General features: G+C 59.3%; 16 protein-coding genes and 1 pseudogene. 7 read left to right on the top strand and 10 right to left on the bottom strand.

Translation table 11 applies throughout. From position 1 onward, the window contains the following. Window positions 1–10: 10 nt before the first annotated feature. The 4 genes and pseudogenes from ACYZTM_RS28660 to ACYZTM_RS28645 all read left to right on the top strand — a co-directional run. Window positions 11–220: pseudogene (locus ACYZTM_RS28660) on the top strand (BatD family protein); the annotation flags it as partial. Between the two features lie 258 nt (window positions 221–478). After that, on the top strand, window positions 479–1723 hold the full coding sequence (locus ACYZTM_RS28655; RefSeq protein WP_461985993.1) for an exonuclease SbcCD subunit D C-terminal domain-containing protein: 1245 nt from the start codon (window positions 479–481) through the stop codon (window positions 1721–1723). Continuing rightward, window positions 1720–5361, top strand: a complete 3642-nt coding sequence (locus tag ACYZTM_RS28650) for an AAA family ATPase (protein ID WP_461985991.1) — start codon at window positions 1720–1722, stop codon at window positions 5359–5361. The genes ACYZTM_RS28655 and ACYZTM_RS28650 overlap by 4 nt, the downstream gene beginning before the upstream one ends. Continuing rightward, window positions 5358–5954, top strand: coding sequence for a glutathione S-transferase (locus ACYZTM_RS28645; protein ID WP_461985989.1), 597 nt, complete (start codon window positions 5358–5360; stop codon window positions 5952–5954). The genes ACYZTM_RS28650 and ACYZTM_RS28645 overlap by 4 nt, the downstream gene beginning before the upstream one ends. 7 nt (window positions 5955–5961) lie before the next feature. Here ACYZTM_RS28645 and ACYZTM_RS28640 read toward each other — a convergent pair whose 3' ends face one another. From ACYZTM_RS28640 to ACYZTM_RS28605, 8 genes are all read right to left on the bottom strand, one after another. Then, window positions 5962–6219 carry a hypothetical protein gene (locus tag ACYZTM_RS28640; RefSeq protein ID WP_461985987.1) on the bottom strand — a complete coding sequence of 86 codons (258 nt, stop codon included), beginning with the start codon at window positions 6217–6219 and terminating at the stop codon, window positions 5962–5964. Continuing rightward, on the bottom strand, window positions 6216–6428 hold the full coding sequence (locus tag ACYZTM_RS28635) for a hypothetical protein (RefSeq protein ID WP_461985985.1): 213 nt from the start codon (window positions 6426–6428) through the stop codon (window positions 6216–6218). Before ACYZTM_RS28635 ends, ACYZTM_RS28640 begins: the two co-directional genes overlap by 4 nt. 321 nt (window positions 6429–6749) lie before the next feature. Beyond that, complete coding sequence (locus ACYZTM_RS28630; RefSeq protein WP_461985983.1) at window positions 6750–6929, bottom strand: hypothetical protein; 180 nt, start codon at window positions 6927–6929, stop codon at window positions 6750–6752. Window positions 6930–7084: 155 nt separating this feature from the next. Next, entirely contained in the window at window positions 7085–8260 is a 1176-nt protein-coding gene (locus tag ACYZTM_RS28625; RefSeq protein WP_461985981.1) for a lactonase family protein, read from the bottom strand. After that, complete coding sequence (locus tag ACYZTM_RS28620) at window positions 8247–8543, bottom strand: DUF5629 family protein (protein WP_461985979.1); 297 nt, start codon at window positions 8541–8543, stop codon at window positions 8247–8249. Before ACYZTM_RS28620 ends, ACYZTM_RS28625 begins: the two co-directional genes overlap by 14 nt. Window positions 8544–8683: 140 nt before the next feature. Continuing rightward, window positions 8684–10264, bottom strand: coding sequence for an aldehyde dehydrogenase (NADP(+)) (locus tag ACYZTM_RS28615; RefSeq protein WP_461985977.1), 1581 nt, complete (start codon window positions 10262–10264; stop codon window positions 8684–8686). A 10-nt stretch (window positions 10265–10274) separates the two neighbouring features. Then, complete coding sequence (araD1, locus tag ACYZTM_RS28610) at window positions 10275–11267, bottom strand: AraD1 family protein (RefSeq protein ID WP_461985975.1); 993 nt, start codon at window positions 11265–11267, stop codon at window positions 10275–10277. A gap of 150 nt (window positions 11268–11417) precedes the next feature. After that, window positions 11418–12740 (bottom strand): MFS transporter, encoded by a 1323-nt coding sequence (locus ACYZTM_RS28605; RefSeq protein ID WP_461985973.1) that lies wholly within the window; start codon window positions 12738–12740, stop codon window positions 11418–11420. A 193-nt stretch (window positions 12741–12933) separates the two neighbouring features. On the opposite strand from ACYZTM_RS28605, the gene ACYZTM_RS28600 reads away from it, so the two are divergent. The 3 genes from ACYZTM_RS28600 to ACYZTM_RS28590 all read left to right on the top strand — a co-directional run bounded on the left by ACYZTM_RS28600 (window position 12934) and on the right by ACYZTM_RS28590 (window position 20479). Then, window positions 12934–14670, top strand: a complete 1737-nt coding sequence (locus ACYZTM_RS28600; RefSeq protein WP_461985971.1) for an IlvD/Edd family dehydratase — start codon at window positions 12934–12936, stop codon at window positions 14668–14670. A 180-nt stretch (window positions 14671–14850) separates the two neighbouring features. Then, window positions 14851–15570, top strand: coding sequence for a FadR/GntR family transcriptional regulator (locus ACYZTM_RS28595; RefSeq protein ID WP_131062060.1), 720 nt, complete (start codon window positions 14851–14853; stop codon window positions 15568–15570). A 322-nt stretch (window positions 15571–15892) separates the two neighbouring features. After that, complete coding sequence (locus tag ACYZTM_RS28590; protein ID WP_461985969.1) at window positions 15893–20479, top strand: dermonecrotic toxin domain-containing protein; 4587 nt, start codon at window positions 15893–15895, stop codon at window positions 20477–20479. A 78-nt stretch (window positions 20480–20557) separates the two neighbouring features. Here the strand turns inward: ACYZTM_RS28590 and ACYZTM_RS28585 are convergent, their stop codons facing one another. Both ACYZTM_RS28585 and ACYZTM_RS28580 read right to left on the bottom strand, forming a co-directional pair. Further along, on the bottom strand, window positions 20558–22942 hold the full coding sequence (locus tag ACYZTM_RS28585) for an efflux RND transporter permease subunit (RefSeq protein ID WP_131062059.1): 2385 nt from the start codon (window positions 22940–22942) through the stop codon (window positions 20558–20560). A 28-nt stretch (window positions 22943–22970) separates the two neighbouring features. Beyond that, window positions 22971–24044 carry a WD40/YVTN/BNR-like repeat-containing protein gene (locus ACYZTM_RS28580; protein WP_461985967.1) on the bottom strand — a complete coding sequence of 358 codons (1074 nt, stop codon included), beginning with the start codon at window positions 24042–24044 and terminating at the stop codon, window positions 22971–22973. Window positions 24045–24338: the final 294 nt, after the last annotated feature.

Genomic DNA, 24338 nt, shown 5'->3' with positions numbered 1-24338 from the left:
ATGGCCGACCCGGCAGCAACCGGAAGCCCTCGCCGACATGGCCGCCCGCTTCGTGCCACTGTCCGACGCGCTGGACGGCTTGAACGGCGCGCTCTACAGCGAAACCGGGCAGCACTGGCAAGGCGAAGAATTGTGGCGGGCGATCAAGGCGATCCCGATTGCCGAGCGGGTTCAGGACCCGGTGGGTGACAGTGGCCTTCCGCCGCTTTACCCAAAATAGTCACTGCCACCACACTCCCTGTAGCAGCTGGCGAAGCCTGCGTCCGGCTGCGCAGCAGTCGTAAAATCAGCGCATGCGGTGTATCAGACAAACCGCGCAAGCCGCATTTACGACTGCTGCGCAGCCGGACGCAGGCTTCGCCAGCTGCTACAGGGTTGTGGTGTTGGCCACATCCACCGCGTTTGCCAGTAAACTCTCTCCCCTTTCGCCGCCATCATTTTCCTCGCGGCCATTACCTTATTTCCTACGGAGTTCGCCTTGCGTCTGTTTCACACCTCCGACTGGCACCTTGGGCAGAACCTGCACGGCCAGGAACGCGATTTCGAGCACGCCTGTTTTCTTGAATGGCTGCTGCGCCAGCTGAAGCTGGACCAGCCTGATGTGCTGTTGATCGCCGGCGATATCTTCGACACGGTCAACCCGCCGGTCAAAGCCCAGGAACGCCTCTACGAATTCATCGTCAGCGCCCACGAGCAGCAACCGTTGCTGACCATCGTGATCATCGCCGGCAACCACGACTCCGGCTCGCGGATCGAACTGCCTGCGCCGTTGATGCGCCGTTTGCGCACCCACGCGCTCGGGCGTGTGCTGTGGCTGGATGACGGCCAACTGGATGCCGAACGGCTGTTGCTGCCATTGCCGGATGCCAGCGGTGAAATTGCCGGCTGGTGCCTGGCGCTGCCGTTTTTGCGGCCCGCCGAAGTCACCGGGGCGCAGTTGGGTGACAACTACCTGCGCGGCATTGGTCAGGTTCACGAGTGGCTGATCGAAGCGGCCAATGCCAAACGCAAGCCGGGACAGGCGCTGATTGCCATCAGCCATGCGCACATGGCCGGTGGCTCCGTCTCGGAAGACTCCGAGCGCAGCCTGATTATCGGCAATGCCGAAGCCCTGCCCGCCAGCCTGTTCGGGCCGAGCATCAGCTATGTCGCGCTGGGGCATTTGCACAAGCCACAGAAGGTCAACGGTGAAGAACGCATCCGCTACAGCGGCTCGCCGATTCCGTTGTCGTTCTCCGAAATCGGCTACCAGCATCAGATTCTCGACGTCACGCTCGACGGTGAAACCCTGGTCAGCGTCGAACCGAAACTGATCCCTCGCGCAGTCAACCTGCAACGCACCGGCCCGGCACCCTTGGCCGAAATCCTCTTGCAGCTGGCCAACCTGCCAAACATCGATTTGCTGGCCGATATCCAGCGCCAGCCGTGGCTGGAAGTTCGCGTGCGTCTCGACGAGCCGCAACCCGACTTGCGTCATCAAGTAGAGACCGCGCTGCAAGGCAAAGCCGTGCGCCTGGTGCGCATTGCCGCCGAATATGCCGGCAACGGCAGTCGCGAGGGTGCCGAAGACGGCACCACGTTGATCGAACTGGACCAGCTCACACCTCAGGAATTGTTCAGTCGCGCCTGGCAGGACAGTTACGGAAGCGAGGTCGATGAGCAAACACTGAAGGACTTTGCCGAGCTGTTGCAAGATGTGCAGATGGAGAGCGAACAACCATGAAGATCCTCGCGATCCGCCTGAAAAACCTTGCCTCGCTGGCTGGGCCATTCGAAATCGATTTCACCGCTGAACCGCTGGCCAGTGCCGGCCTGTTCGCGATCACCGGGCCGACCGGCGCGGGTAAAAGCACCTTGCTCGACGCCTTGTGCCTCGCCCTGTTTGGCGCCGTGCCGCGGTTGAGCAACGCCCAGGTGTCGGCCAAAGCGCCGGATGCCGATGGCGAGATTGGCACGGGCGACCCGCGCACCTTGCTGCGTCGTGGCACTGGCGAAGGCTATGCCGAAGTAGATTTCGTTGGCATCGATGGCCGTCGCTACCGCGCTCGCTGGGAGGCTAATCGCGCCCGCGAGAAGGCCGGCGGCAAGCTGCAAGCCAGCCGTCAGAGTTTGCGCGACATCGATCAGGATCAACTGCTGGCCAGTCAGAAAGTCGACTTCAAAACCCAGCTCGAAGCCGTGCTGGGCCTGAACTTCGAACAGTTCACCCGCGCCGTGCTGCTGGCCCAAAGCGAGTTCAGTGCCTTCCTCAAGGCTAACGACAACGAACGAAGCGAACTGCTGGAAAAACTCACCGACACCGCGCTCTATACGCGCCTCGGTCGCCGGGCTTTCGACAAAACCAAAGAGGCTCGCGAAGCGCACAAGCTGTTGCAGGACCAGGCCACGGGCGTGACGCCGCTGTCACCCGAATCCCGGGCCGAGCTTGATGAGCGCTTCAACGAGGCGCAGCAGCAACTCAAGACTCAGCAAGCGCAACTCAAACAGCTTGAATTGCAGCACACCTGGCTCAAGGACCTGCGTCAATTGCAGGACGAGCAACAGAGCGCCACCGAGCAACTGACCAGCGCCCGCCAGCACTGGGAAAGCCTGGCTGGTGAACGGTTGAAGCTGACGCGCCTGGAACATCTGGCCCCACAGCGGCACCAGTTCGCCCGCAAGACCGAACTCACCGCCCAGCTCAAACCACTGGCCGCACAGATTTCGCAACACACCCAACAGCAAACCGAACTGAGCCAGCGCCAGGCTCAGCTTGAACTAAGTCTGGGCGCTGCGCAGACCGCACTGGTCGAGACCCAAAGCCAACACACCTCAAGCGCACCGCTGCTTCGTCAGGCCTTCGAAGAGCAAAGCACCGTCGCCCGCCTGGTCAAAGACGTCGGCCTCTGTGCCGACCTCAAGCAGCAGGCGGAACTAGCCTGCACTCAGGGCCAATGCACGATTCAAGGCGTGCTCGACCAGCAAAAGCAGGTCGCGTCACGCCTGGAACAAATCGCCACGGCGCTTGAGCAAAGCACCCCTCTGGCGCCGTTGAGTGACGCATGGAACGCCTACCGTGATCGTCTTCAACAGTTGATGCTGATCGGCAATCGCTTGAACAAGGGCCAGGCTGAAATGGCCGCCCTCGAAGAAAGCGCCGTCCGCGCAACCGAAGAATTGACTGCACAAAAGCAAAGTCTGGAAGTGCTCTACAAAGAGGCCGGTGCCGAGCCTGAGGCAGTCGCCGAACAGATCCAGCTGCTCGGCAATCTGTTGCAAGACAACCGCAAGCAACAGCGGGCCTTTGAAGAGCTGACGCGACTGTGGGCCAGTCAGCAGGAACTGGACAAACGCGCGTCCGAACTCCAGCAGCGCCAGCTGACCGCTCAGCAAGAACGTGAGCGTCTGACCCAGGACGGTGTGCAAGCCAAGAACGAATTGGTCGTGGCCGAACAGACGCTGACCGTCACCCGCGAATTGCTGGAACGCCAGCGTCTGGCCCGCAGCGCCAGCGTCGAAGAACTGCGCGAGCAGTTACAAGACGATCAGCCGTGCCCGGTCTGTGGCAGCCCCGACCATCCCTATCATCAGCCCGAAGCCCTGCTGCAAAGCCTTGGCCGGCATGATGAAAGCGAACAGGCCAACGCTCAGAAAGCCGTCGACCTTCTGAAAGAGAAACTCACTGATCTGCGCGCTGAAGTGGGCGGTGTGATTGCTCAGCAAAAGGAGTTGCTGCAACAGCAAGAACAACTCGCGACCCAGCAGCAGAGCCTGGCGCCAAGCCTCGAAGCACATCCGTTGTCTGCGCAGCTGCTCACCCAGGATGAGCTCAAACGCGATGCCTGGCTGGCGCAGCAAAACAACCAGTTGAACCAAAGCATCACCCAGGACGAACAACGACAAACCGCCCTGCTCGCCCTGCAACAGGACGCCGCTCGCCTTCAACAGCAACTGCGTAGCGCTGAAGCGGCGAGCCAGCAAGCGTCCCAACACCTGGCCAACCAGCAACGTGAGTTGAGCAGTGATCGCCAGCGGCTGGACGAGGAGTTGACGGCGTTCAGCACCCTGCTCCCGGCCGATACGCTGCAAGCCTTGCGCGACGAACCCGCCGCGACCTTCATGCAACTGGATCGGCAGATATCCCAGCGTCTGGAGCAACTCGATCAGCAACGCGATGAACTCAGCGAACAGCAACAACGGCAGCAGACGCTAGAGAAAGAACAGGACCGCCAACTCTCGCGTGTCCAGCAGTTGGAAACCGCCCGACAGCAGTTCACCGCCCTCGCCGACCAGCAACAGGCCTGCCAGCAAAAACTGACGCAATTGCTCGGCCAACACACCAGCGCCGAGCAGTGGCAGCAACAGCTGGATCAAGCCGTCGAACAGGCGCGCAATGCCGAAGCGACGGCCAATCAGGAACTGCACACCGTGCGTACGCGGCTCGCGCAACTGGGCGCCGAACTCAAGGCTCAGCAAGAACGCTCGCAGGCACTGGAAACCGAAGATCGCGAGCTGAGCGGCAAGATTGCCGACTGGCGCGCCTTGCATCCGGAACTGGATGACGGAGGCCTGGAAGCCCTGCTGAGCGTTGACGACCAACAGGTCAGCGAGCTGCGCCAGCAGTTGCAGCAAAGCGAAAAAGCCATTGAGCAGTTCAAGGTGCTATTGCAGGAGCGGGATCAACGCTTGCTCAGCCATCAGGCCCAGCACAATGGCAATCTCGACGCCGAACAACTGGCGACAGCGCTTGCCGAGTTGCAAAACCTGTCCGCCGCCAGTGAACACCGTTGCGCCGAACTGCGCGCCGAGCAGGCCGAGGATCAGCGTCGGCAGAACGCCAATCAGGCCCTGGCTCTGCAGATCGCCGACGCCTACAGCGAATACCAGCGGTGGGCACGCTTGAATGCGTTGATCGGCTCGGCTACCGGCGACACCTTCCGCAAGATCGCTCAGGCCTACAACCTCGACTTGCTGGTGCATCACGCCAACGTGCAGTTGCGGCAACTGGTGCGGCGCTATCGCCTGAAACGCGGCGGCAGCATGCTCGGCTTGTTGGTGATGGACACCGAGATGGGCGACGAGCTGCGTTCGGTGCATTCGTTGTCGGGCGGCGAGACGTTCCTGGTGTCGTTGGCCCTGGCCTTGGGCCTGGCATCAATGGCATCGAGCACGCTGAAAATCGAATCGCTGTTCATCGACGAAGGCTTTGGCAGCCTTGATCCGGAATCTCTGCAACTGGCCATGGACGCCCTGGATGGCTTGCAGGCTCAGGGCCGCAAGGTCGCGGTGATTTCCCATGTGCAGGAAATGCATGAGCGGATTCCGGTGCAGATTCAGGTCCGCCGCCAGGGCAACGGCCTGAGTACCCTGGAGGTGAAATGAATACGCTGTATTCCTTCCGCCGCTGCCCCTACGCAATGCGGGCGCGCATGGCCCTGCGCTATTCAGGGGTTGCGGTGAACATTGTCGAGGTCAGCCTCAAGGCCAAACCTGCCGAAATGCTCGCGCTGTCGAGCAAAGGCACGGTGCCGGTGCTGAGCGTCGACGGTCAGGCGATTGATGAAAGCCTGGCGATCATGCACTGGGCTTTGGCGCAGAACGATCCGCAGGATTGGTTGCTCAAGGATGATCCTGTCGGGCAGCAACACATCGCCGGGCTGATCGAAGAAAACGATCAGGTGTTCAAGGTGCACCTGAATCGCTACAAGTACGCCGAACGATACCCCGAGCAGCCGATGACGTTCTATCGCGCCGAGGGCGAGGTGTTTTTGCGCAAGCTCGATGAGTTGCTGGAGGGACGCGACTACTTGCTTGCCGTGCATCCGAGTCTGGCGGATGTGGCGCTGATGCCATTCGTGCGGCAGTTTGCTCATGTGGATCGCGAGTGGTTCGGGCAGACGCCCTATCGGCATTTACAGGCTTGGTTGCAGCGGTTTCTGGCGTCGGAGTTGTTTGTTGGCGTAATGCAGAAGTAACACCGACTCACGCGAACACTTCACACATCTCCAACGCCGAGCAATCGACCTGGAACGGCCCGAAAAAACCGCCTTGGCGTTCGATCGGTGGATTGCCGGCCAGCAGCCCCAGGGCCTTCGCGGTTTCAATATTACGAGCAAGGTTGTGATTGGCTTCGATAGTCCGCGCCACCGACCCCGCCGAGCCCTGGCCGCCCCCCAACAAAGAGGATCCATTGGTCATGAACGCCAGGAAGGCGATGACCCAAAGTCTGTGTCCTTTCATGCTCCGGCGACTCCTGCGAGTTCAGTCTGATCGACCATCGCGTTGTGCGAACGGTGTTCAGACTGGATGCCGGGATGCGCGACTTGAATCGCTGCTTCAACAGGTTGATGCGATTGAGGCGACAGGCTGACAACCAACACCAGGACTACGTAAAGACCGATAGCCAGGTAGGCGCCGTGTTTGGCAGAAGTGATGAATGCGCTGGCCATGATGTTCTCCGCAGGCAGGTTTCGATGCCCACAGAATCGATCAGAAAAGCGGTGGTAACCACTCAGGGTTATCCATAGTCACCATCAGCTTCGTTGATCATCAAGCCAGACTATTTCAGTCTTCGATAAAACTCATCAAGCGCTCTCGGGCCGCATCCGGCTCGTCTGGAACGGGCTGGGCAGCCGAAGAATGGGGATTGAATAGAGAAACAGAAGTAAACGCGTTATGCAGGAGCGACATCACTCAGGCTTTCTCGAAGCGTTTCAGCTCGATCGGCGCAAGTGACTTCGCTCCTGCATAAAAGGTGCAGGGTTCAAATTTCAGGCTTGGGTTTTGTGATCCAGAGCCGCGTAAAAATTGGCGCTCTGTTGCAGGTACTTCTGGGTGTAGCTTTGCGCGTGGGATTTTTTGTCGCTGATTTCAATGTTGGCGCTGGCTGGCAGAGCAGCAGTGGCAGAGATAGCGGAAGCAGCGATTACGGAGAAGAGATTGAAGTTCATGGCGGTATTCCTCGGATTCAGTTGGTTTGTTTGCCCGGTGGGGCCGTGAAGCAAACTTAACCGTCGAGGTTGGTGTCTTGAAATCTTTTGTAGCATTAACAGATATCAGCGTCATTAATAGAAGGATGCAGGCCCCATCAACCGGGGCCTGCGGCCTATTGACGCACCAGGAACTTGAGGTCGCTCGGGGCATCCATCGGCAGTTTTTGCACGGTTTTACCCAGCAAACCGCTCTTGGCATCGCGCTCGACGACAACAATCTGGTTACTTTTCTGGTTGGCGATCAACACGAACTTGCCACTCGGGTCGAGACTGAACTCACGCGGGTGATCACCTTCCACTGAGCGGCGTTGCAGCTCCTTGAGGTGGCCGGTCGCAGGATCGATGGCGAACACCAGCAGCTGATTGGCGGTGCCACGGTTGCTGACATAGAGGAACTTGCCATCGACCGATGCGTGCAGCGCAGCGGCTGCCTTGTCCGAAGTGGGCTGACCCGTCGCCAATTCGACCATTTGCGTTTGCTCGAGTTTGCCGGCCTTGTAGTCGAACACCGCGACCTGCGCGCTCATTTCCATCGTCAGCCAGGCATGTTTGCCATCGGCGCTGAACAGCAAATGACGCGGCCCGCTGCCGGCTGGTAACTGGATGGATGCGGGTGTGGCGGCAATCAGCGGCAGCTCCGGATTCGCCTTGGGATCGAAGCGGTAGACAAAGACCTTGTCTGCCCCCAGGTCATTGGAGAACACAAACTTTCCGTCCGGCGACGAAACCGTCGAGTGCACATGCGCCGACATCTGCCGCTCAGGGTTAACCCTGCTCGACGGGTGACTGCTCATCTGCACTACGTTTTTGAGCTTGCCATCAGCGCCAACCGGCAACACCGCCAGCGTGCCACCCGGGTCTTCAACCACCGAATAGTTGCTGACGAACAAATGACTGGCATCACCGCTGAGGCTCGAATGTGTCGGCTCGTTACCCAGGCTCTGCACCTGATTGATCAGGCTCAGTTCGTGGGTCTTGGGGTCGATGGCATAACTGCTCACGCGCCCTACCGGATCTTTCTGTCCGGGGCCGTTTTCGTTGACCACGAACAGGCGCTGCTGATCCTTGGAGACGGTCAGCCAGGACGGGTTTTCACTGCTGACCACTTGCAGCGGCTTGGGGTTGATCTGCCCGGTGGCGCTGTCGAAGTTCAGGCGATAAATGCCCTGGCTCTGCCCCGCCGTGTAGGAACCGACCAGCAATTGATAGTCGTCGGCCGACGCAGCCTCAATGCCCATCGCGCCGATGCTGCCGGCCATCAACAGTGGCCAAAGTTTATGCATCCTCATTCCCTTCTTCATCCTCGTCGTCACCACGGAACGCGGTCATGCACACCAACCGGTGCTCGCCGGAATCACCGGTGATCAGCCAGCTTTGCAGGGTAGGGTCGAAGGTTGCGGCCTCGACTTGGGCCGGGGTGAACTCCCAGTGCTTGGACACGCGGCCGTCGAGGCATTCGATGTGCAGATTGTCGTCTTCATCGAGGGAGAATTCGAAGGCGTGCAGCCCGTCGATTTCCACCATATCGCAGTGTTCGAGGGTGGCGAGCAAGGTGTCGGTTGGGGCAGTCATGGCAGTCAATCTTTGAATGGGAAAGACGCAATGATAGCTCAATGTGAAGGTGGGCCTGTGCCTGGCACACATCTCACATACACCGCCGGACAAATGTAGGAGTGAGCCTGCTCACGCCTACAAGGGATTGTGCTCGGCGGTTAGAGGGCGTCGCGGGAGGGTTTGCCGTCCACCAAACGCTGGATTCGCAGAGGGTTGGCGTTCTTCAACGGTTCTGGCAGCAAGCTGTCCGGATAGTTCTGGAAGCACACCGGACGCAGGAAACGATCAATCGCCAACGTACCCACCGATGTGCCGCGCGCATCGGAAGTCGCCGGATACGGCCCGCCATGGACCATCGAATCACAGACTTCAACGCCCGTCGGATAGCCATTGAGCAGGATCCGTCCGACCTTTTGCTCCAGCAGCGCCGTCAACTCGCTGAACTGTTCGAAGTCCGCCGGTTCGCCAATGATCGTCGCCGTCAGTTGCCCGTGCAGGCCGTTCAATGCGACGCTGAGTTGTGCCTGATCCGCGACTTCGATGAACACCGTGGTCGGGCCGAAGACTTCTTCCTGCAAGACTTCATCGCCATTGATCAACAGGCTGACGTCGGCTTTAAACAGCTGCGGTTGCGCCTGATTGCCCTGCTGCACCTGGCCGGCCAGATGCTCGATACCCGGGTGAGCGAGGAGTTTTTGCAAGCCTTTGCCATAGCTGCTCAAGGTCCCGGCATTGAGCATCGTTTGCGCCGGCTGATCGCCGATGAGTCCCGCCACCTGTTGCGCGAACGCGGAGAATTGCGCCGAGCGAATACTGATGACCAGACCGGGATTGGTGCAGAACTGACCGCAGCCCTGCACCACCGAAGCGGTCAGGTCGCGGGCGACGGTGTCTGCCCGAGCGTCCAATGCTTGCGGCAACACGATCACCGGGTTGATGCTCGACATCTCAGCAAACACCGGGATGGGTTGTGGACGTGCGGCGGCCATGTCGCACAACGCACGACCACCCTTCAGCGAACCGGTAAAACCGACTGCCTGAATCGCCGGGTGCTTGACCAGTGCTTCGCCGACTCCGCCGCCGTAGATCATGTTGAACACGCCGGTCGGCATGCCGGTTTTTTCCGCTGCGCGTATCAACGCGTCAGCCACCTGCTCAGCGGTGGCCATGTGGCCGCCGTGGGCCTTGAACACCACCGGGCAACCGGCGGCCAACGCCGACGCGGTGTCACCGCCCGCCGTGGAGAATGCCAACGGAAAATTGCTCGCACCAAACACGGCGACTGGCCCGAGGCCGATGCGGTATTGGCGCAGGTCCGGACGGGCCAGCGGCTGGCGATCCGGCAATGCCTGATCAATCCGCGCGCCGTAGAAATCACCGCGACGCAGCACTTTGGCGAAGAGTCGCATCTGGCCGCTGGTGCGACCGCGCTCGCCTTGAATACGTCCGGCAGGCAATGCCGTTTCGCGGCAGACCACAGCGACAAAGTCATCGCCCAAGGCGTCGAGTTCATCGGCAATCGCATCTAGAAATTGCGCGCGACGTTCGGCGCTCAGGCTGCGATAGGCCGGGTAAGCGGCGGCGGCTGCCTTGGCGGCGGCATCGACTTCTTCAGGTGTGGCCTGGAAGAAATCATGAAGCAAGGCTTCGCCGGTGTTGGCATCGACGCTTTGCAGTTTGACGGTACCGGCAGCGCTGCGCTGGCCGCCGATGTAGTTGTGACCAAGAATCCGGGTCATGGGTGTCTCCTTAAAGGGTGCCGACGGTGCCGGGCTCGAACGCTGCTTCAACCGGTGCAATCCCGTTGATCAACGGTGCGCCGAACTCGGCCTGACTGATCTCGAACACATCACCCGGTCGGGTGCGAATGCCGTCGGCAAAGGACAGGGTCGCGGTGCCGAAGAAATGAATGTGTACGTCCCCCGGACGCAGGAACTGGCTGTACTTGAAATGGTGGTACTCGAGGTTTTCCAGGCTGTGGCACATGTTGGCCTCGCCGCTGAGGAACTCGTTTTGCCACAGCACCTCGCCGTCACGCAGGATGCGGCTGGTGCCGGCCAGATGCTCCGGCAATTTGCCGACGCGAAGCTCCGGGCCATAGCTGCAACTGCGCAGTTTCGAATGCGCCAGGTAGAGGTAATTCTTGCGCTCCATGACGTGATCGGAGAACTCGTTGCCCACCGCGAAACCGAGGCGATACGGTTTGCCATCGTGGCCGATGACGTAGAGGCCACTGAGTTCAGGCTCTTCACCCGCGTCCTCGGCAAAGGGCGGCAGCGGGAACGGTTGGCCCGGACGCACGACGATGCTGCCGTCGCCCTTATAGAACCATTCCGGTTGCACACCGACCTGCCCGGCCGCCGGTTTACCGCCCTCCACGCCCCATCTGAAAATGCGCATGGTGTCGGTCATCGCCGCTTCGTCGCCGACCTGTTGATGCATTTTGTCCCGGGCCGAAGCGCTGCCGAGATGGGTCAGGCCGGTGCCGCTGACCAGCATGTGCGCCGGATCCGGGTGATCCAGCGGCGGCAGGATCCGCAGTTGGGCCAGCAACTCTGCGTAGTCATGGCTGATGCCAAGGCCAAGGGTTTTCACCTGCTGCTGCAGATTGACGCCCGCCTCGATCGCCGCCAGGGCCAGGTCGCGAACAGTGCGCGCGTCCTGCACTTCGCGGATCAGCCCCTCTTCGACCACGCCCACCCGACGCTCGCCGTTACTCAGTTCGAACTGCACTAAACGCATGGATTTTCTCCTTTAAACAAAACTCGAACACACCGCAAAACCCGTGTGGGAGCGGGCTTGCTCGCGAAAGCGGTGTGTCAGCTGACATCAATGCTGAAGTTCAATCGCATTCGCGAGCAAGCCCGCTCCCACATTTGAATCGTGTTGGCCTCAGGTACGTGTCGCCCCTCGAGCACTCGCCGCAAACTGATCCGCCGACAGCACATGCTTGCGCTCCAGCAACCGATACACCACGCCGGTCAACACCAGCCCGAACACCATCACACCCGACAGGAAATACAGCCCCGATGCCAGGTTGCCGGTGTATTCCTTCAGCGCACCAATCACGAACGGCCCGATATAGCCACCCAGGTTGCCCACCGAGTTGATCAACGCGATCCCCGCCGCCGCACTGGCGCCTGCGAAGAAACGACCGGGCAAGGTCCAGAACACCGCCGTGCAGGAAAACAGCGCAAACGCTACCAGGCACAACGCCGCGAGTTGCAGCATCGGCACCGTCAGCCAGGCGCTGAGGAACAGGCCGATGGCACCCAGCACATAAAGCACAGCGAGGTGGCCGTAACGATCATTCAGGCGGTCGGAACTGCGCGGAATGATCAGCAAACCAATGATCCCGAAGATGTACGGCACCGATGACACGAAACCGGTCACCAGATCAGAGCCGCCGAACTGTTTGATCAACGTGGGCAGCCACAGGCCCAGGCCATAAATGCTCAAGGTCACCGGCAGATAAAACAGCGCCAGCAGCAACACGCGCTTGTCTTTCAGGGCATGCAGCGGATTGCCGTGCCGGGTCTGGCCGTATGCCTCAAGGTCCTTTTTCAGCTCACCGGTCAGCCAGTCTTTCTCGGCCTGATCCATCCATTTCACCTGTTGCGGGCCGTCCGGCAGATAGCGCAGCACCGGCCAGGTCAGCAGGATCGCCGGGGTGCCGATGACGATGAACAGCCACTGCCAGCCATGCAGACCCAGGATGCCGTCCATGCCGAGCAAGCCGCCGGACACCGGGCCGGTGATCATCATCGCGATGGGTTGGGAAAGGATGAACAGCCCGAGGATCTTGCCGCGATGGCGAACCGGGAACCATTGGGTGATGTAGTAGAGAACGCCCGGAAAGAACCCGGCTTCGGCCGCGCCGAGCAGAAAGCGCATGACATAGAAGCTGTGCGGCCCCTGGACGAAGGCCATGCCGATGGTGATGGCGCCCCAGGTGACCATGATCCGCGCGAACCAGCGCCGGGCGCCGAAGCGGTCGAGCATCAGGTTACTGGGGATTTCCAGCAGGAAGTAGCCAATGAAGAACAACCCTGCGCCGAGACCATAGGCCGCATCGCCCAGGCCAATGTCGGCGCCCATGTGCAACTTAGCGAACCCTACGGCGGAGCGATCCACATAGGCGATCAGGTACAGCAGGATCAGGAAGGGAATCAGTTTCAGCGTGATGCGACGAATAAGCCGCAGTTCCTGGCTCATGAGATCGGTCTCCGTTTGTTGTTGTTATAGAACCTCGGGGGACGCCTCTCGCCGAGAACTGCCAGGGCAATCCCTCCGTTGAAAACGACTATATAGTAATACTAATTAGCCAACAACACTTCCAAACTGGCGAACTTGCGCTTATGTTAGGCCGTAGCTCGAACAATATAGTCATACAATAAGAGAATCGATCATGTCTGATAAGAAACCCAACCTGCGCTCCGCCCAATGGTTTGGCACCGCCGATAAGAACGGCTTCATGTACCGCAGCTGGATGAAGAATCAGGGCATCGCCGACCACCAGTTCCACGGCAAGCCGATCATCGGCATCTGCAACACCTGGTCGGAACTGACCCCGTGCAACGCGCATTTCCGCCAGATCGCGGAGCACATCAAACGTGGGGTGATCGAGGCCGGTGGCTGGCCGGTGGAATTCCCGGTGTTTTCCAACGGCGAATCGAACCTGCGCCCGACCGCGATGTTCACCCGCAACCTGACCAGCATGGACGTCGAAGAAGCGATTCGCGGCAACCCGATTGACGGCGTGGTGTTACTGACCGGTTGCGACAAAACCACCCCGGCGTTGTTGATGGGCGCGGCCAGTTGCGACGTGCCGGCGATCGTGGTCACCGGCGGGCCGATGCTCAACGGCAAGCACAAAGGCCAGGACATTGGCTCCGGCACCGTGGTCTGGCAGCTCAGCGAACAGGTAAAAGCCGGCACCATCACCATTGACGATTTCCTCGCGGCCGAGGGCGGCATGTCCCGTTCGGCCGGTACCTGCAACACCATGGGCACCGCGTCGACCATGGCCTGCATGGCAGAAGCACTGGGCACGTCCCTGCCCCACAACGCGGCGATTCCCGCGGTTGATGCGCGGCGTTATGTGTTGGCGCACATGTCTGGCATGCGCGCGGTGGAGATGGTTCGCGAGGATTTGAAGTTGTCGAAGATCCTGACCAAGGACGCCTTCGAAAACGCCATCCGTGTGAACGCCGCCATCGGTGGCTCGACCAACGCCGTGATCCACTTGAAAGCCATCGCCGGTCGCATCGGCGTCGAACTGGACCTGGATGACTGGACGCGTATCGGTCGCGGCATGCCGACCATCGTCGACCTGCAACCGTCCGGGCGCTTCCTGATGGAAGAGTTCTACTACGCCGGCGGCCTGCCAGCAGTACTGCGTCGCCTCGGTGAAGCCAATCTGATTCCCAACCCGAATGCCTTGACCGTCAACGGCAAGACCCTCGGCGAGAACACCAAGGACGCACCGATTTACGGCCAGGACGAAGTGATCCGCACCCTCGACAATCCGATCCGCGCCGACGGCGGGATCTGCGTATTGCGCGGCAACCTGGCGCCACTGGGTGCGGTGCTCAAGCCCTCCGCGGCCAGTGCCGAACTGATGCAACATCGCGGGCGTGCGGTGGTGTTCGAGAACTTCGACATGTACAAGGCGCGGATCAACGATCCGGAACTGGACGTCGATGCCAACTCGATTCTGGTGATGAAGAACTGCGGACCGAAGGGATATCCGGGCATGGCCGAAGTCGGCAACATGGGCTTGCCGGCGAAGCTGTTGGCTCAGGGAGTGACGGACATGGTACGCATTTCCGACGCTCGCATGAGCGGCACGGCGTACGGCACGGTGGTTTTGCACGTTGCCCCGGAAGCGGCGGCCGGCGGGCCTTTAGCCACAGTGAAGGAAGGTGACTGGATTGAACTGGATTGCGCCAACGGGCGTTTGCATCTGGATATTCCGGATGCGGAACTGGCGGCGCGCATGGCGGATCTGCAACCGCCGCAGCAATTGATCGTGGGCGGTTATCGTCAGCTGTACATCGACCATGTGCTGCAAGCAGATCAGGGTTGCGACTTTGACTTCCTGGTCGGTTGCCGCGGCTCCGAAGTGCCTCGCCATTCTCATTAATCCTCTCCACCGATCGTTCCTACGCTCTGCGTGGGAATGCAGCCCGTGACGCTCCGCGTCACTTCCCGCGAGGGGACGCAGAGCGTCCCTTGATACATTCCCACGCAGAGCGTGGGAACGATCACCGCGCGCCTGTTATCATGCGCCGCATCTCCATCGCACAGGATCGCGCCGTTCCCCATGGATTACCGCAAACCCTCCGACCGCAAAAGCATGCACTCGCGCATCGTCCAGGAATTGGGCATGCAGATCGTTTCCGGGCGCTTCAAACCGTGTGACAAGCTGCCCGCCGAAGCCCTGCTGTGCGAGGAGTACGCGGTCAGCCGCCCGGTTTTGCGCGAAGCAACCCGCGTGCTGGTTGCCAAAGGCCTGGTGTATTCCCGTCCGCGGGTCGGCACCGTGGTCAAGCAGCGCAAGGAATGGCACATGCTCGATCCGGATGTGCTGCATTGGCTGATGCAAAGCAGCCCGCAGAATGAATTCTTCGATTTGCTGACCAGCGTACGCAGCATCATCGAGCCCGCTGCCGCCGCCCTCGCCGCACAATTCGCGACCGACGCTGACATCGCTTCCATCGGCGAAGCCTACCAGCGCATGGAAGCCGCACCGACACCAGAAGCGCTGTTGCAACCGGACCTGGACTTTCACAGCCGCATCGCCGATGCGACCCACAACGATCTGCTGGCCAACCTGTGCAACATGCTGTCGGTGGCGATTGCTGAAGCGCTGAAGCATTCCAACCAGCGGCCAAATCTGCATGAACTGGCGTTGCCGCGACACAAGGCGATTCTGACGGCGATCGAGAACCGTGATGCGCTGGGTGCGCGGCATGCGACGCTGGTGCAGCTGGATGATGCGCGCAGTGCACTGAATGTCGTGCTCGGCAGCGATCCCTCTTAACAGCAAAAATCCCATGTGCGAGCAAGCCCGCTCCCACAGTGGTTGGTGTGAAATTTGAGAGTTAAAAAAGCCGCAACCCGGGTTGCGGCTTTTTCGTTTCGGCTTGAAAGCGTCCCCTGGCACATCGAATTGAACAATGTGCGGTAAGCGGCTACCGCACATCCTGTCCGACGTTGATTTACGTTGCGGAACCCTTCATGCAATGGATTGCATAATGCCGACATCTACCCCACTACCCGCCGCGGGCTACACCAATATCATCGCGCGAGCGGTCAACACGCGATTCAATACCCGACCCACCTTTCGCTCGCAAACCGTTCGCATGCTCAAGGACGGCATTCTGGAAAAATACCCAAAACTGGAGTTCGACCCTGACCGAACCAAAGTTGCCCAACCAATCCCGGATGGTGCCTGGCGGCTGACACTGCTTGTGGACGTGGTGCTGGAATATCTGGCCAGCGGTGCGTTTCCCGATTTAGACGAGCAATTTGGTCGCAGCTGCTTTTTGACAAACCGAGCCCCCGCGCAACTCACCGTCGATAAAACAACGTCCCGGCTGCCCGATATGCAAGTGATCGCGAATGTCATCCGCGAATTACCCAACATTCTCTATATCGGCTTTCAGGAAGCATTGACGACTTACTGGAACGAGAAAGACGAAACCGGCGTGAGCCGCTGGCAATGGCTGGGGGATTTACTCACCGGCGTGCTGGAAACGTCGGCTACGCGCCTGTCAGCGGTAAATGCGTTACAGGCAGAGGTCCTCATGGAATTGGTCCGCCAGCCAGACAACCGGCAACGCCTTCAGCGACCTTGGGAAAAAAGCACTATTGAAGCCTGCACGCTTCAAACCACGCTGACCAAAGGCGACGTGTCTATCACGCTGCAGACTTCCGACATCCTGGTGATTTGCGGTGATACCCATTTACTGTGCAGCGTGACCGGCAGCATCGAGTCTTACCCTTCCCTGCAAGCTTTTGGTCAGTCGTGGGGTACCCGGTTTCAGAAAAACTTCATGTTTGATTCCATGAAGTGGAAACGTTTTAAAGCGGACGGCAATATCTTTGATACCCAGGCAGCCCTGCTCCTGAACCAGCAACTGGAAGATCTCGAGTCGCTCAAACTGCCTGCCTCACAAAGTCTGGATGGCCTTGAAAAACGTTTTGATTCAGTCACCGATTTGGCCGCGCGGTTTATCGGTGGCGACAACAACCCGGCGCACCTTCGACCGATACAGACAACGATTCCCCAGTGGTTGCAGGACACGGGCAGCACGGATCGGATGGCGTGGCGCAAACACACGTTGTCGATGGCTAGCGTCTACCAGCAGATCCAGGGACGCTCGTTACGCGACGATGTCGTTGACCTTCGCACGTTCGCCAGAAATGCGCTGCTTGAACAAATGCTCAAAGACCAGCCTCTGGCACCCGGCTACAAGTCAGATGAACTGGAGTTAACCTTTCATGTGCCTGTCGGTGACCTGGGCAGCGGCTACATCGAGCCCGTTCAAATGTCACTGACCGATCTGGCGATCAAAAATCTCGCAGGCAAACCCAAAGGCCGGATGACCATCCGCCACACCGGGAATCAGCTGATTCAAGACTGGACAACCGAGACCTATTTGCTTGATCTGGTGAGTCGGGTCGATGTCGGAAAACACTACCCCGAATACATCGATGCGCAACTGCTTGGGGATAGTCCCAAGATCAAGGAGCGGCTACGACTCTTCGGTCTGGAGCTGAGCATACAGTTGCCGCTGCGTGCCCTTGAGTACTCGATCAAGGGTGAGCACGGCTTCACCCGCCAGGGCTATCGATATGTCGATGCAGTGTTCCATCCACTTGCTGCCGAGCGAATCGTTGATGAACAGTCGATCGTTATCAGGCCTTTGGCGTTTCAACGCAAGGCAGGCGCCACGTGTGACGTGGTCAGCAACATGTTCATCATCGAGCCAAAAGACCTGAATGCCGTCAACCCACATATTCTTTACCGACCGCTGTACTCAGATCCCCTGCACCAATACCCCACCCGTCAGGACTTGCTGAATGCGATAGCTCATGCCGGCCCGTTGCAAACCAGTGTGCTGACCTGGCTGCCGGATCGCGCACGGCCGATCTACGACAACAACGGGTTCAACGAACCCCACATTGTTCACTTCCATGCCGGCGACGAATTCACACTGCCGGATAAGCCGCAACCGGCGATTCTCGCAGGCGACGAAGCGGCCGGCGACTGGCTCACCGCGCTGGACGAAGGTCGATTGTTGACCAGCCTGTTTGTCAGCAACGCACGCACACTGATTGATCTGGCGGACCGGCAATCGGTGTCGAATGCCGAGAGCCGGTGGGCGATCATCCTCGAGGGTGGATGGCTGGTGTTCAACAACGTGATTCTGCCGCTGCTGCGCGGCCCCGCCATGGTCGTGGGCTGGATGCTGCAAATCGCCCACAGCCTGATCAACGATCTTCCAGCGCTGGACAGTGATGACCCGAAGGCGCGGAACCAGGCTTGGATCGATGTGCTGTTGAACATTGGCCTGCTGGTTCTGCATGTGGCCCGAGAAGACGGAGCCCCAGCACTTTCCAACAGCGCAGCGACGGAAATCCAGGACGCCCTCGCCTCCTTGCGCCGGCCTTCGCAGACGTTCTCATGGCCCACGGAGGCAACCATCACCCAGGACACTCCGGGCCTGCCCTCCGAGCCGCCGGGCAGTGGCAATACCCTGTTGGACTTCAACCTGTCGAGCGCTCGCGATTCGGCATCGGCCCGGCTGTTCAACACATTACGGGAGGTTCAGGTGCCATGGCCGACACCTCTGCCAACGCCCATTACAACCGGCGCCTTCAGAGGTTTGTACCTGATCGGCAACAAATGGCACGGCACCGTCGCGGGTCTGCTGTTTCGCGTCAGTATCGTGCCCGGGTTCGGTGAGGTTTATCTCATCCATCCAGAGCACCCGGATCATCCGGGGGTCAAGCTCAAAACCAATGGAGATGGCCGCTGGACACTGGATCAAGGGCTGAAACTGCTCGGCGGCGGGCGCAACGCACGAATCAACGCCCGGCGGGAAATCACGCAACAACGCATCAGCCTGCTGGAATTGAATCGTCAGGAGTTCGTGGACCAACAAGCTCGAGGGCAGAAGCGTGTCGACATCGCTGAAAACCTGATGCAGCTGAAAAGAAACGACCCCGCCAGCACCGAACTCGATCGCGCCACCTACAGGCAACGGTTCGTTGATGAACTGGGCAAACAGACCGAAAGCTACGCCACACTGTTGGTGGAGATCAGGGAACTGGGCGAATTGACCAAATCCGATCCCGATCCGGTGCAGCTATGCAGCCTGTCAGAAAATCTCATCAACAATACTCGCAAACAGATCGTCATCGCTGACTGGGAACGCGAAGCTGCCGATCGCCAGTACGCAGATTTGAGAAATGGTGTCGGGCATTTGCATGAAGCGCTGAAAACCGAAGGCACCGTGGTGCTGGAACGGTACTTTGAGTTCATGCGCAAAACCTCCGACATCAACGAAACCATGATCAAGCTTCTTGAACAGGTGGACAGTCGACTGCAGGAACTCAAGCGGGTCCCTCGCCTGGGCATCGAGTACTGGAAACGACTGACCGGCAACAGGCCCGAAAATGAAATGACGGCACTGCGAGTCAAGTGCTACCAGATGAGTGTCTTGCGCCTGCTCAGTCTCAAGGCCCTCGGAAGCAACACCATGGGTGTACTCGAACACACCCTCAGCCCCTTGCTGCTGCTGTCTCGCTCGCATGCAGAACTGCAAACGGAGCACTCCTACAGCAATAGCGACCGGATCGCCGTTCTGGAGAATCTGGTCGATCAGTACAACAAGGCACAGGACGGACTTGAGGCGATAGGCATTTTCAGTACAGATGAACTGCAGACACATCCCTTCAATCGTCTGCGCGAGCTCATTGATCAGCTGCGTGTTGATGCCGAGCGACGTCTGGCGGAAGCGCTTCAACTGCAGCCGCAACCGCAGGAGCCGTCAACGTCTGCATCCGGACCCTGGCCGCCGTTGAAACGTCCCTATTCATGGTCCAGTCGCAAGAGGGTTATCAAAACTGCCAAAGGCACATTGATTGGCGATCTGCGCCAACGAATCGCCAACCAGGGAGGCGACATTGTCGACATCAACCACCCTTTCGAAGAAAGGCCACTGGCTTCGTTCCACGAGCACGAGCCCAATGTCTGGGTAGAAGTTGTCGATATCAGGCCGGTAACTCCCAAGGCTCCGCACCCCTATCAGCAGCTCAAGGGTGATGCCCGCAAGGCGTTGGCCGATGTCGATAAACACGTGCAAAAGATTGAGGGTTACGCGCAACGCGCCAGTTCTCCCAAGGAAATCGAAGAGCAATTGCAACGTGAGGCACAAAAGCTGATCGGGTACGCCGATAGCCTGGAGCAGCACGAAAGCCCTCCGTCCAACCGGGATCCAGACGTTTCGCTGATCAATGGACTCAGGGACAAGGCGCGCATCCTCAACACCAAGGCGACCGAACTTCGCACCCGCATGACTCTCGCCCGACCGCCCAGTAGCGAGGGCGTGGAATACCTGCTGCGGCGCAACGCCATTTTTGCGCGAATCATCGGCCAACGGGTTCAGCTGAAAACCGGACGGCGTGACTTCATGCAAGAGTACGTCTTGTTGAATAACGACAATCAAGCCTGCTGGTACGGGCATTTTCACTATGCCAACGCGGATGATGCCAAGATTGACTACACCCAGGCCCATCTAAAAACGAGAGAACAACGCTTCGAAACCTACGAATCGGCCATGGCCAAGGCCAAGGATCCGAGGCAAAAAATCGATATACATCATGGAATCATCAGCAAGGAACTAGCGAACAGCGATTTTTTACCGTTGGAACCGCGCTGAGTTTTCCAATCCCCGTTAAAAAAGCCGCAACCTGAGGTTGCGGCTTTTTTTGGTTTTGTGTCTCGTCCTGAATAAGGTTTAGTGAGCGAACAACGAGTTGCCCTTCTGCCCCGCCAGTTTCTCCGGTTTGATGAGGAACCGTGCCAGCGCTGGCAGCAGCCACAGTGCGCCGAACATGTTCCAGAGCAGCATGAAGGTCAGCATCAGGCCCATGTCGGCCTGGAACTTGATGGCCGAGAAGATCCAGGTGCACACGCCGATCGCCAGGCACAGGCCGGTGAACAGCACGGCTTTACCGGTGGACTTCAGCGTCTGGTAGTACGCCTCTTGCAACGGCAGGCCCGCACGCAGGAAGCTTTCCAGACGGCTATAGATGTAAATGCCGTAGTCCACGCCAATCCCCACCCCGAGCGCCACCACTGGCAGGGTCGCGACTTTCACGCCGATGCCCATGAAGGCCATCAGGGCGTTGCCGAGTACCGACGTCAGCACCAGCGGCAGCACGATGCACAAGGTCGCCGCCCAGGAACGGAAGGTGATCATGCACATGGTCGCGACGCAGATGTAGACGAGGATCAGGATGGTCAGCTCGGATTCCTTGATCACCTCGTTGGTGGCCGCCTCGATGCCCGCGTTACCCGCCGCGAGGATGAATTCCAGGCCGTCCTTGTTGTTTTCCTTGGCGAAGTCCTGCACCGCATGCACCGCGCGATCCAGGGTGGCGGCCTTGTGGTCGTTGAGGAACACCAGTACCGGCGCCAGGGAGCAACTGTTGTTGTACAAGCCATCGGCACGGGCGATGGAGTTGTTCAGTACGTCAGGGTTGCGCGACAGGGTTTCCCATTTCAGGTTGCCCTCGTTCATGCCCTTGATCATCTGTTTGGATACGGTCACCAGGGAGATCGCCGACTGCACGCCCTCGGTGTTCTGCATCTTCCACATCAGTTCGTCGATCGGCGCCATGGCTTCGTAGCGCGAGCAGCCTTCGGACTTGGTCTTGACCATCACCACCAATACGTCGGAACTGGTGGAGTAGTTGCTGATGATGAAGTTGTTGTCCTTGTTGTAACGCGAGTCCGGACGCAACTCGGGAGCACCCTGGTCGAGGTCACCGATCTTCAGGTTCTGGCTGTACCAGAGGCCGCCACCGAAGGCCAGCAAGGCCAGGATGATCGACACCGGTGCGACTTTCGGGCTGGCGAAGCTCGACAGCAGGCGCCAGAACGGGTGTTCGCGGTGTGCATCCTTCTTGCTGCGTTCGACGGCGCGTTTGCTGATACCAACGTAGGAGATCGCCACCGGCAGCAGGATCAGGTTGGTAAACACGATCACCGCTACACCAATGGAGGCGCCGATGGCCAGTTCACGAATCACACCGATGTCGATGATCAGCAGCGTGATGAAGCCCACTGCGTCCGCGAGGATCGCGATCATCCCCGGCAGGAACAGCTGACGGAACGTGCGCCGTGCGGCGGTCAAGGCGTTGTCGGCTTCGCTGGACTGCAACGCGATCCCGTTGATCTTCTGCACGCCGTGGGAAATACCGATGGCGAAGATCAGGAACGGCACCAGCATCGAATACGGATCGAGTCCGAAGCCAAAGAAGTGCATCAACCCCAACTGCCAGACCACCGCCACCAGCGTGGTACTCAACACCGCCACAGTGCTGCGCATGCAGTTGGTGAACCAGTACAGCAGGATCAGCGTGATGATGAAGGCAACGCCGAAGAACATCACCACCATGACCAGGCCATCAATCAGGTCGCCGACTTTCTTGGCGAAACCGACGATATGGATCTGCACGTTAGGGTTCTGCGCTTCAAACTTGTCGCGGATCTTTTCTTCCAGCTCGTGGGAGAACTTGCGGTAGTCCAGCGCCAGCAACTTGCCCTGGTCCTGCGGATCCGGGTAGGACTCCAGCAGCGGGATATCGACGATGCTCGACTTGAAGTCGTTGGCCACCAGGCGCCCGACCTGACCGGACTTGAGCACGTTATTGCGCAGCAGGTCGAGGCTTTGCTGGGAGCCGTTATAGCTCTGCGGAATGACTTCGCCACCGGCAAAACCCTCCTCCGTCACCTCGGTCCAGCGTACGCTTGGGCTCCACAACGACTTGAGGCCGGAACGATCGACACCGGAGATGTAGAACACCTCGTCGTTGATCTGACGCAGGGTCTCCATGTATTCCTTGGAGAAGATGTCGCCATCGGTGGCTTCCACCGAAATGCGCACCGTGTTGCCCAGGTTCGCCAGATCGTTACGGTGCTCCATCATCTTTTGAATGAATGGATGCTCCAGGGGGATCATTTTTTCGAAACTGGTGGACGGCCGGATCAGCGTCGCCTGCCAGAACAGGAAGATGCTGACCAGCAGGCAGATGACGATCACTGCCGGGCGGTTATTGAAAATCAGGCGTTCAAGAAACGTCGCCTTGTCTTGGTGATGACTGCTCAAGGATGTCATAGACCCGCCTTCTTGTTATTTGCCCGGCTCATTTGGACGACCCGTTTTTGCCATTCTCTGCGCCGGCACCGGTTGGCGAGGTGATGCGAACGCCGCCCTGCCCCGCCAGAATCAGATTGCCGTTGCCTGCTGCAGTCACTGCCGAAACGGAAATGCGATCCGGACGGTTGAACACGCTGAAGGTTTCGCCGTTGTCGTTGCTGCGGATCACCGAGCCGCCGTTGCCGACGATGACGATGGAGCCGTCGTCAAGCAACGTTGCGCCGGACAGACCGAACTCCAAAGCGCCGCGGGCAGCCTTGAGCTCGACCGGCTCCCAGGTGGTGCCGAAATCGGTGGAGCGAAACAGATTGCCGCGCAACCCGTAGGCCAGCAGCGTGTTGGCCTGAGCGGTGCCGATCACGCCGAACAGCGAACCTTCGTATGGGCCTTCAAGCTTTTCCCAGGTCTGGCCCCAGTCGGCAGAGCGGAACATGCTGCCCTGCTCGCCGACGATGAACAGCCCGGCATCCTTGACCGCCGCAATGCCGTTGAGGTGGTACTGGTCTTCGTTGTCGAGGCGATCGCTGGCATCCTCCCAATGCTTGCCACCGTCGGTGGTGACCAGCAACGCGCCGTAAGCACCCACGGCAAAGCCGCTGTTGACGTCCTGGAACCAGACGTCGAGCAGCGGCGATTCGCGTTTCAAATCTTCGAATTGCTTGGTCCAGGTAGCGCCACCGTCCTCGCTGGCGAGGATCTGTGCGTCATGGCCGACGGCCCAGCCGTGCTTGTCATCGGCGAAAAACACCGACGTCAACAATTGCCGGGTAGGCACCTTGGCCTGGGTCCAGGTGGCACCCTGGTCATCGGAATACAGAATGTGCCCGCGATCACCGACGGCCACCAGGCGCTTGCCGGCATGCACGACGTCGAGCATCAGGCTCTTGCTGGCTTTGGCAGATTCAACGGAATACACGATGTCGGATGCTGGCGCCGCAGCAGCCAACGCAGGTGCCGACAGCACCGCACAACCCAACAGCGAGAGCGCTGTAGCCAGCAACGCGAACTTGCGTAATACCGGCGGGCGGCAAATACCCACACCCATGACAGGCTCACTCATAGACCTTCCCCCATTATTATTGTTAGGTCATTAAACCTTTCAGGGCGCCGTAACGGTGCTCATCGGGATTGCCTGTTCTGGAGCATAGTCCTGAAATGCGCAATCTAGAGCCCCTTCGGAAGCTGGCTTATCCTATCGGGGTTTGGAAAGGTCTGACAATCGACGCCACGTTATGTTTTGTTAACTGGGGGGCATAACGGGCGTGAGTGAATGGGGAGGTATTCTGAGGGGTGATGTTTAGCAAGATCGTGAAGATCGTTCCCACGCTCTGCGCGCAGAGCGTGGGAACGATCA

This window comes from Pseudomonas sp. MDT2-39-1 (assembly GCF_054898085.1).
Note: the sequence above shows the minus strand (reverse complement) of the source record. Positions and strands in the feature narration are given on the sequence as shown.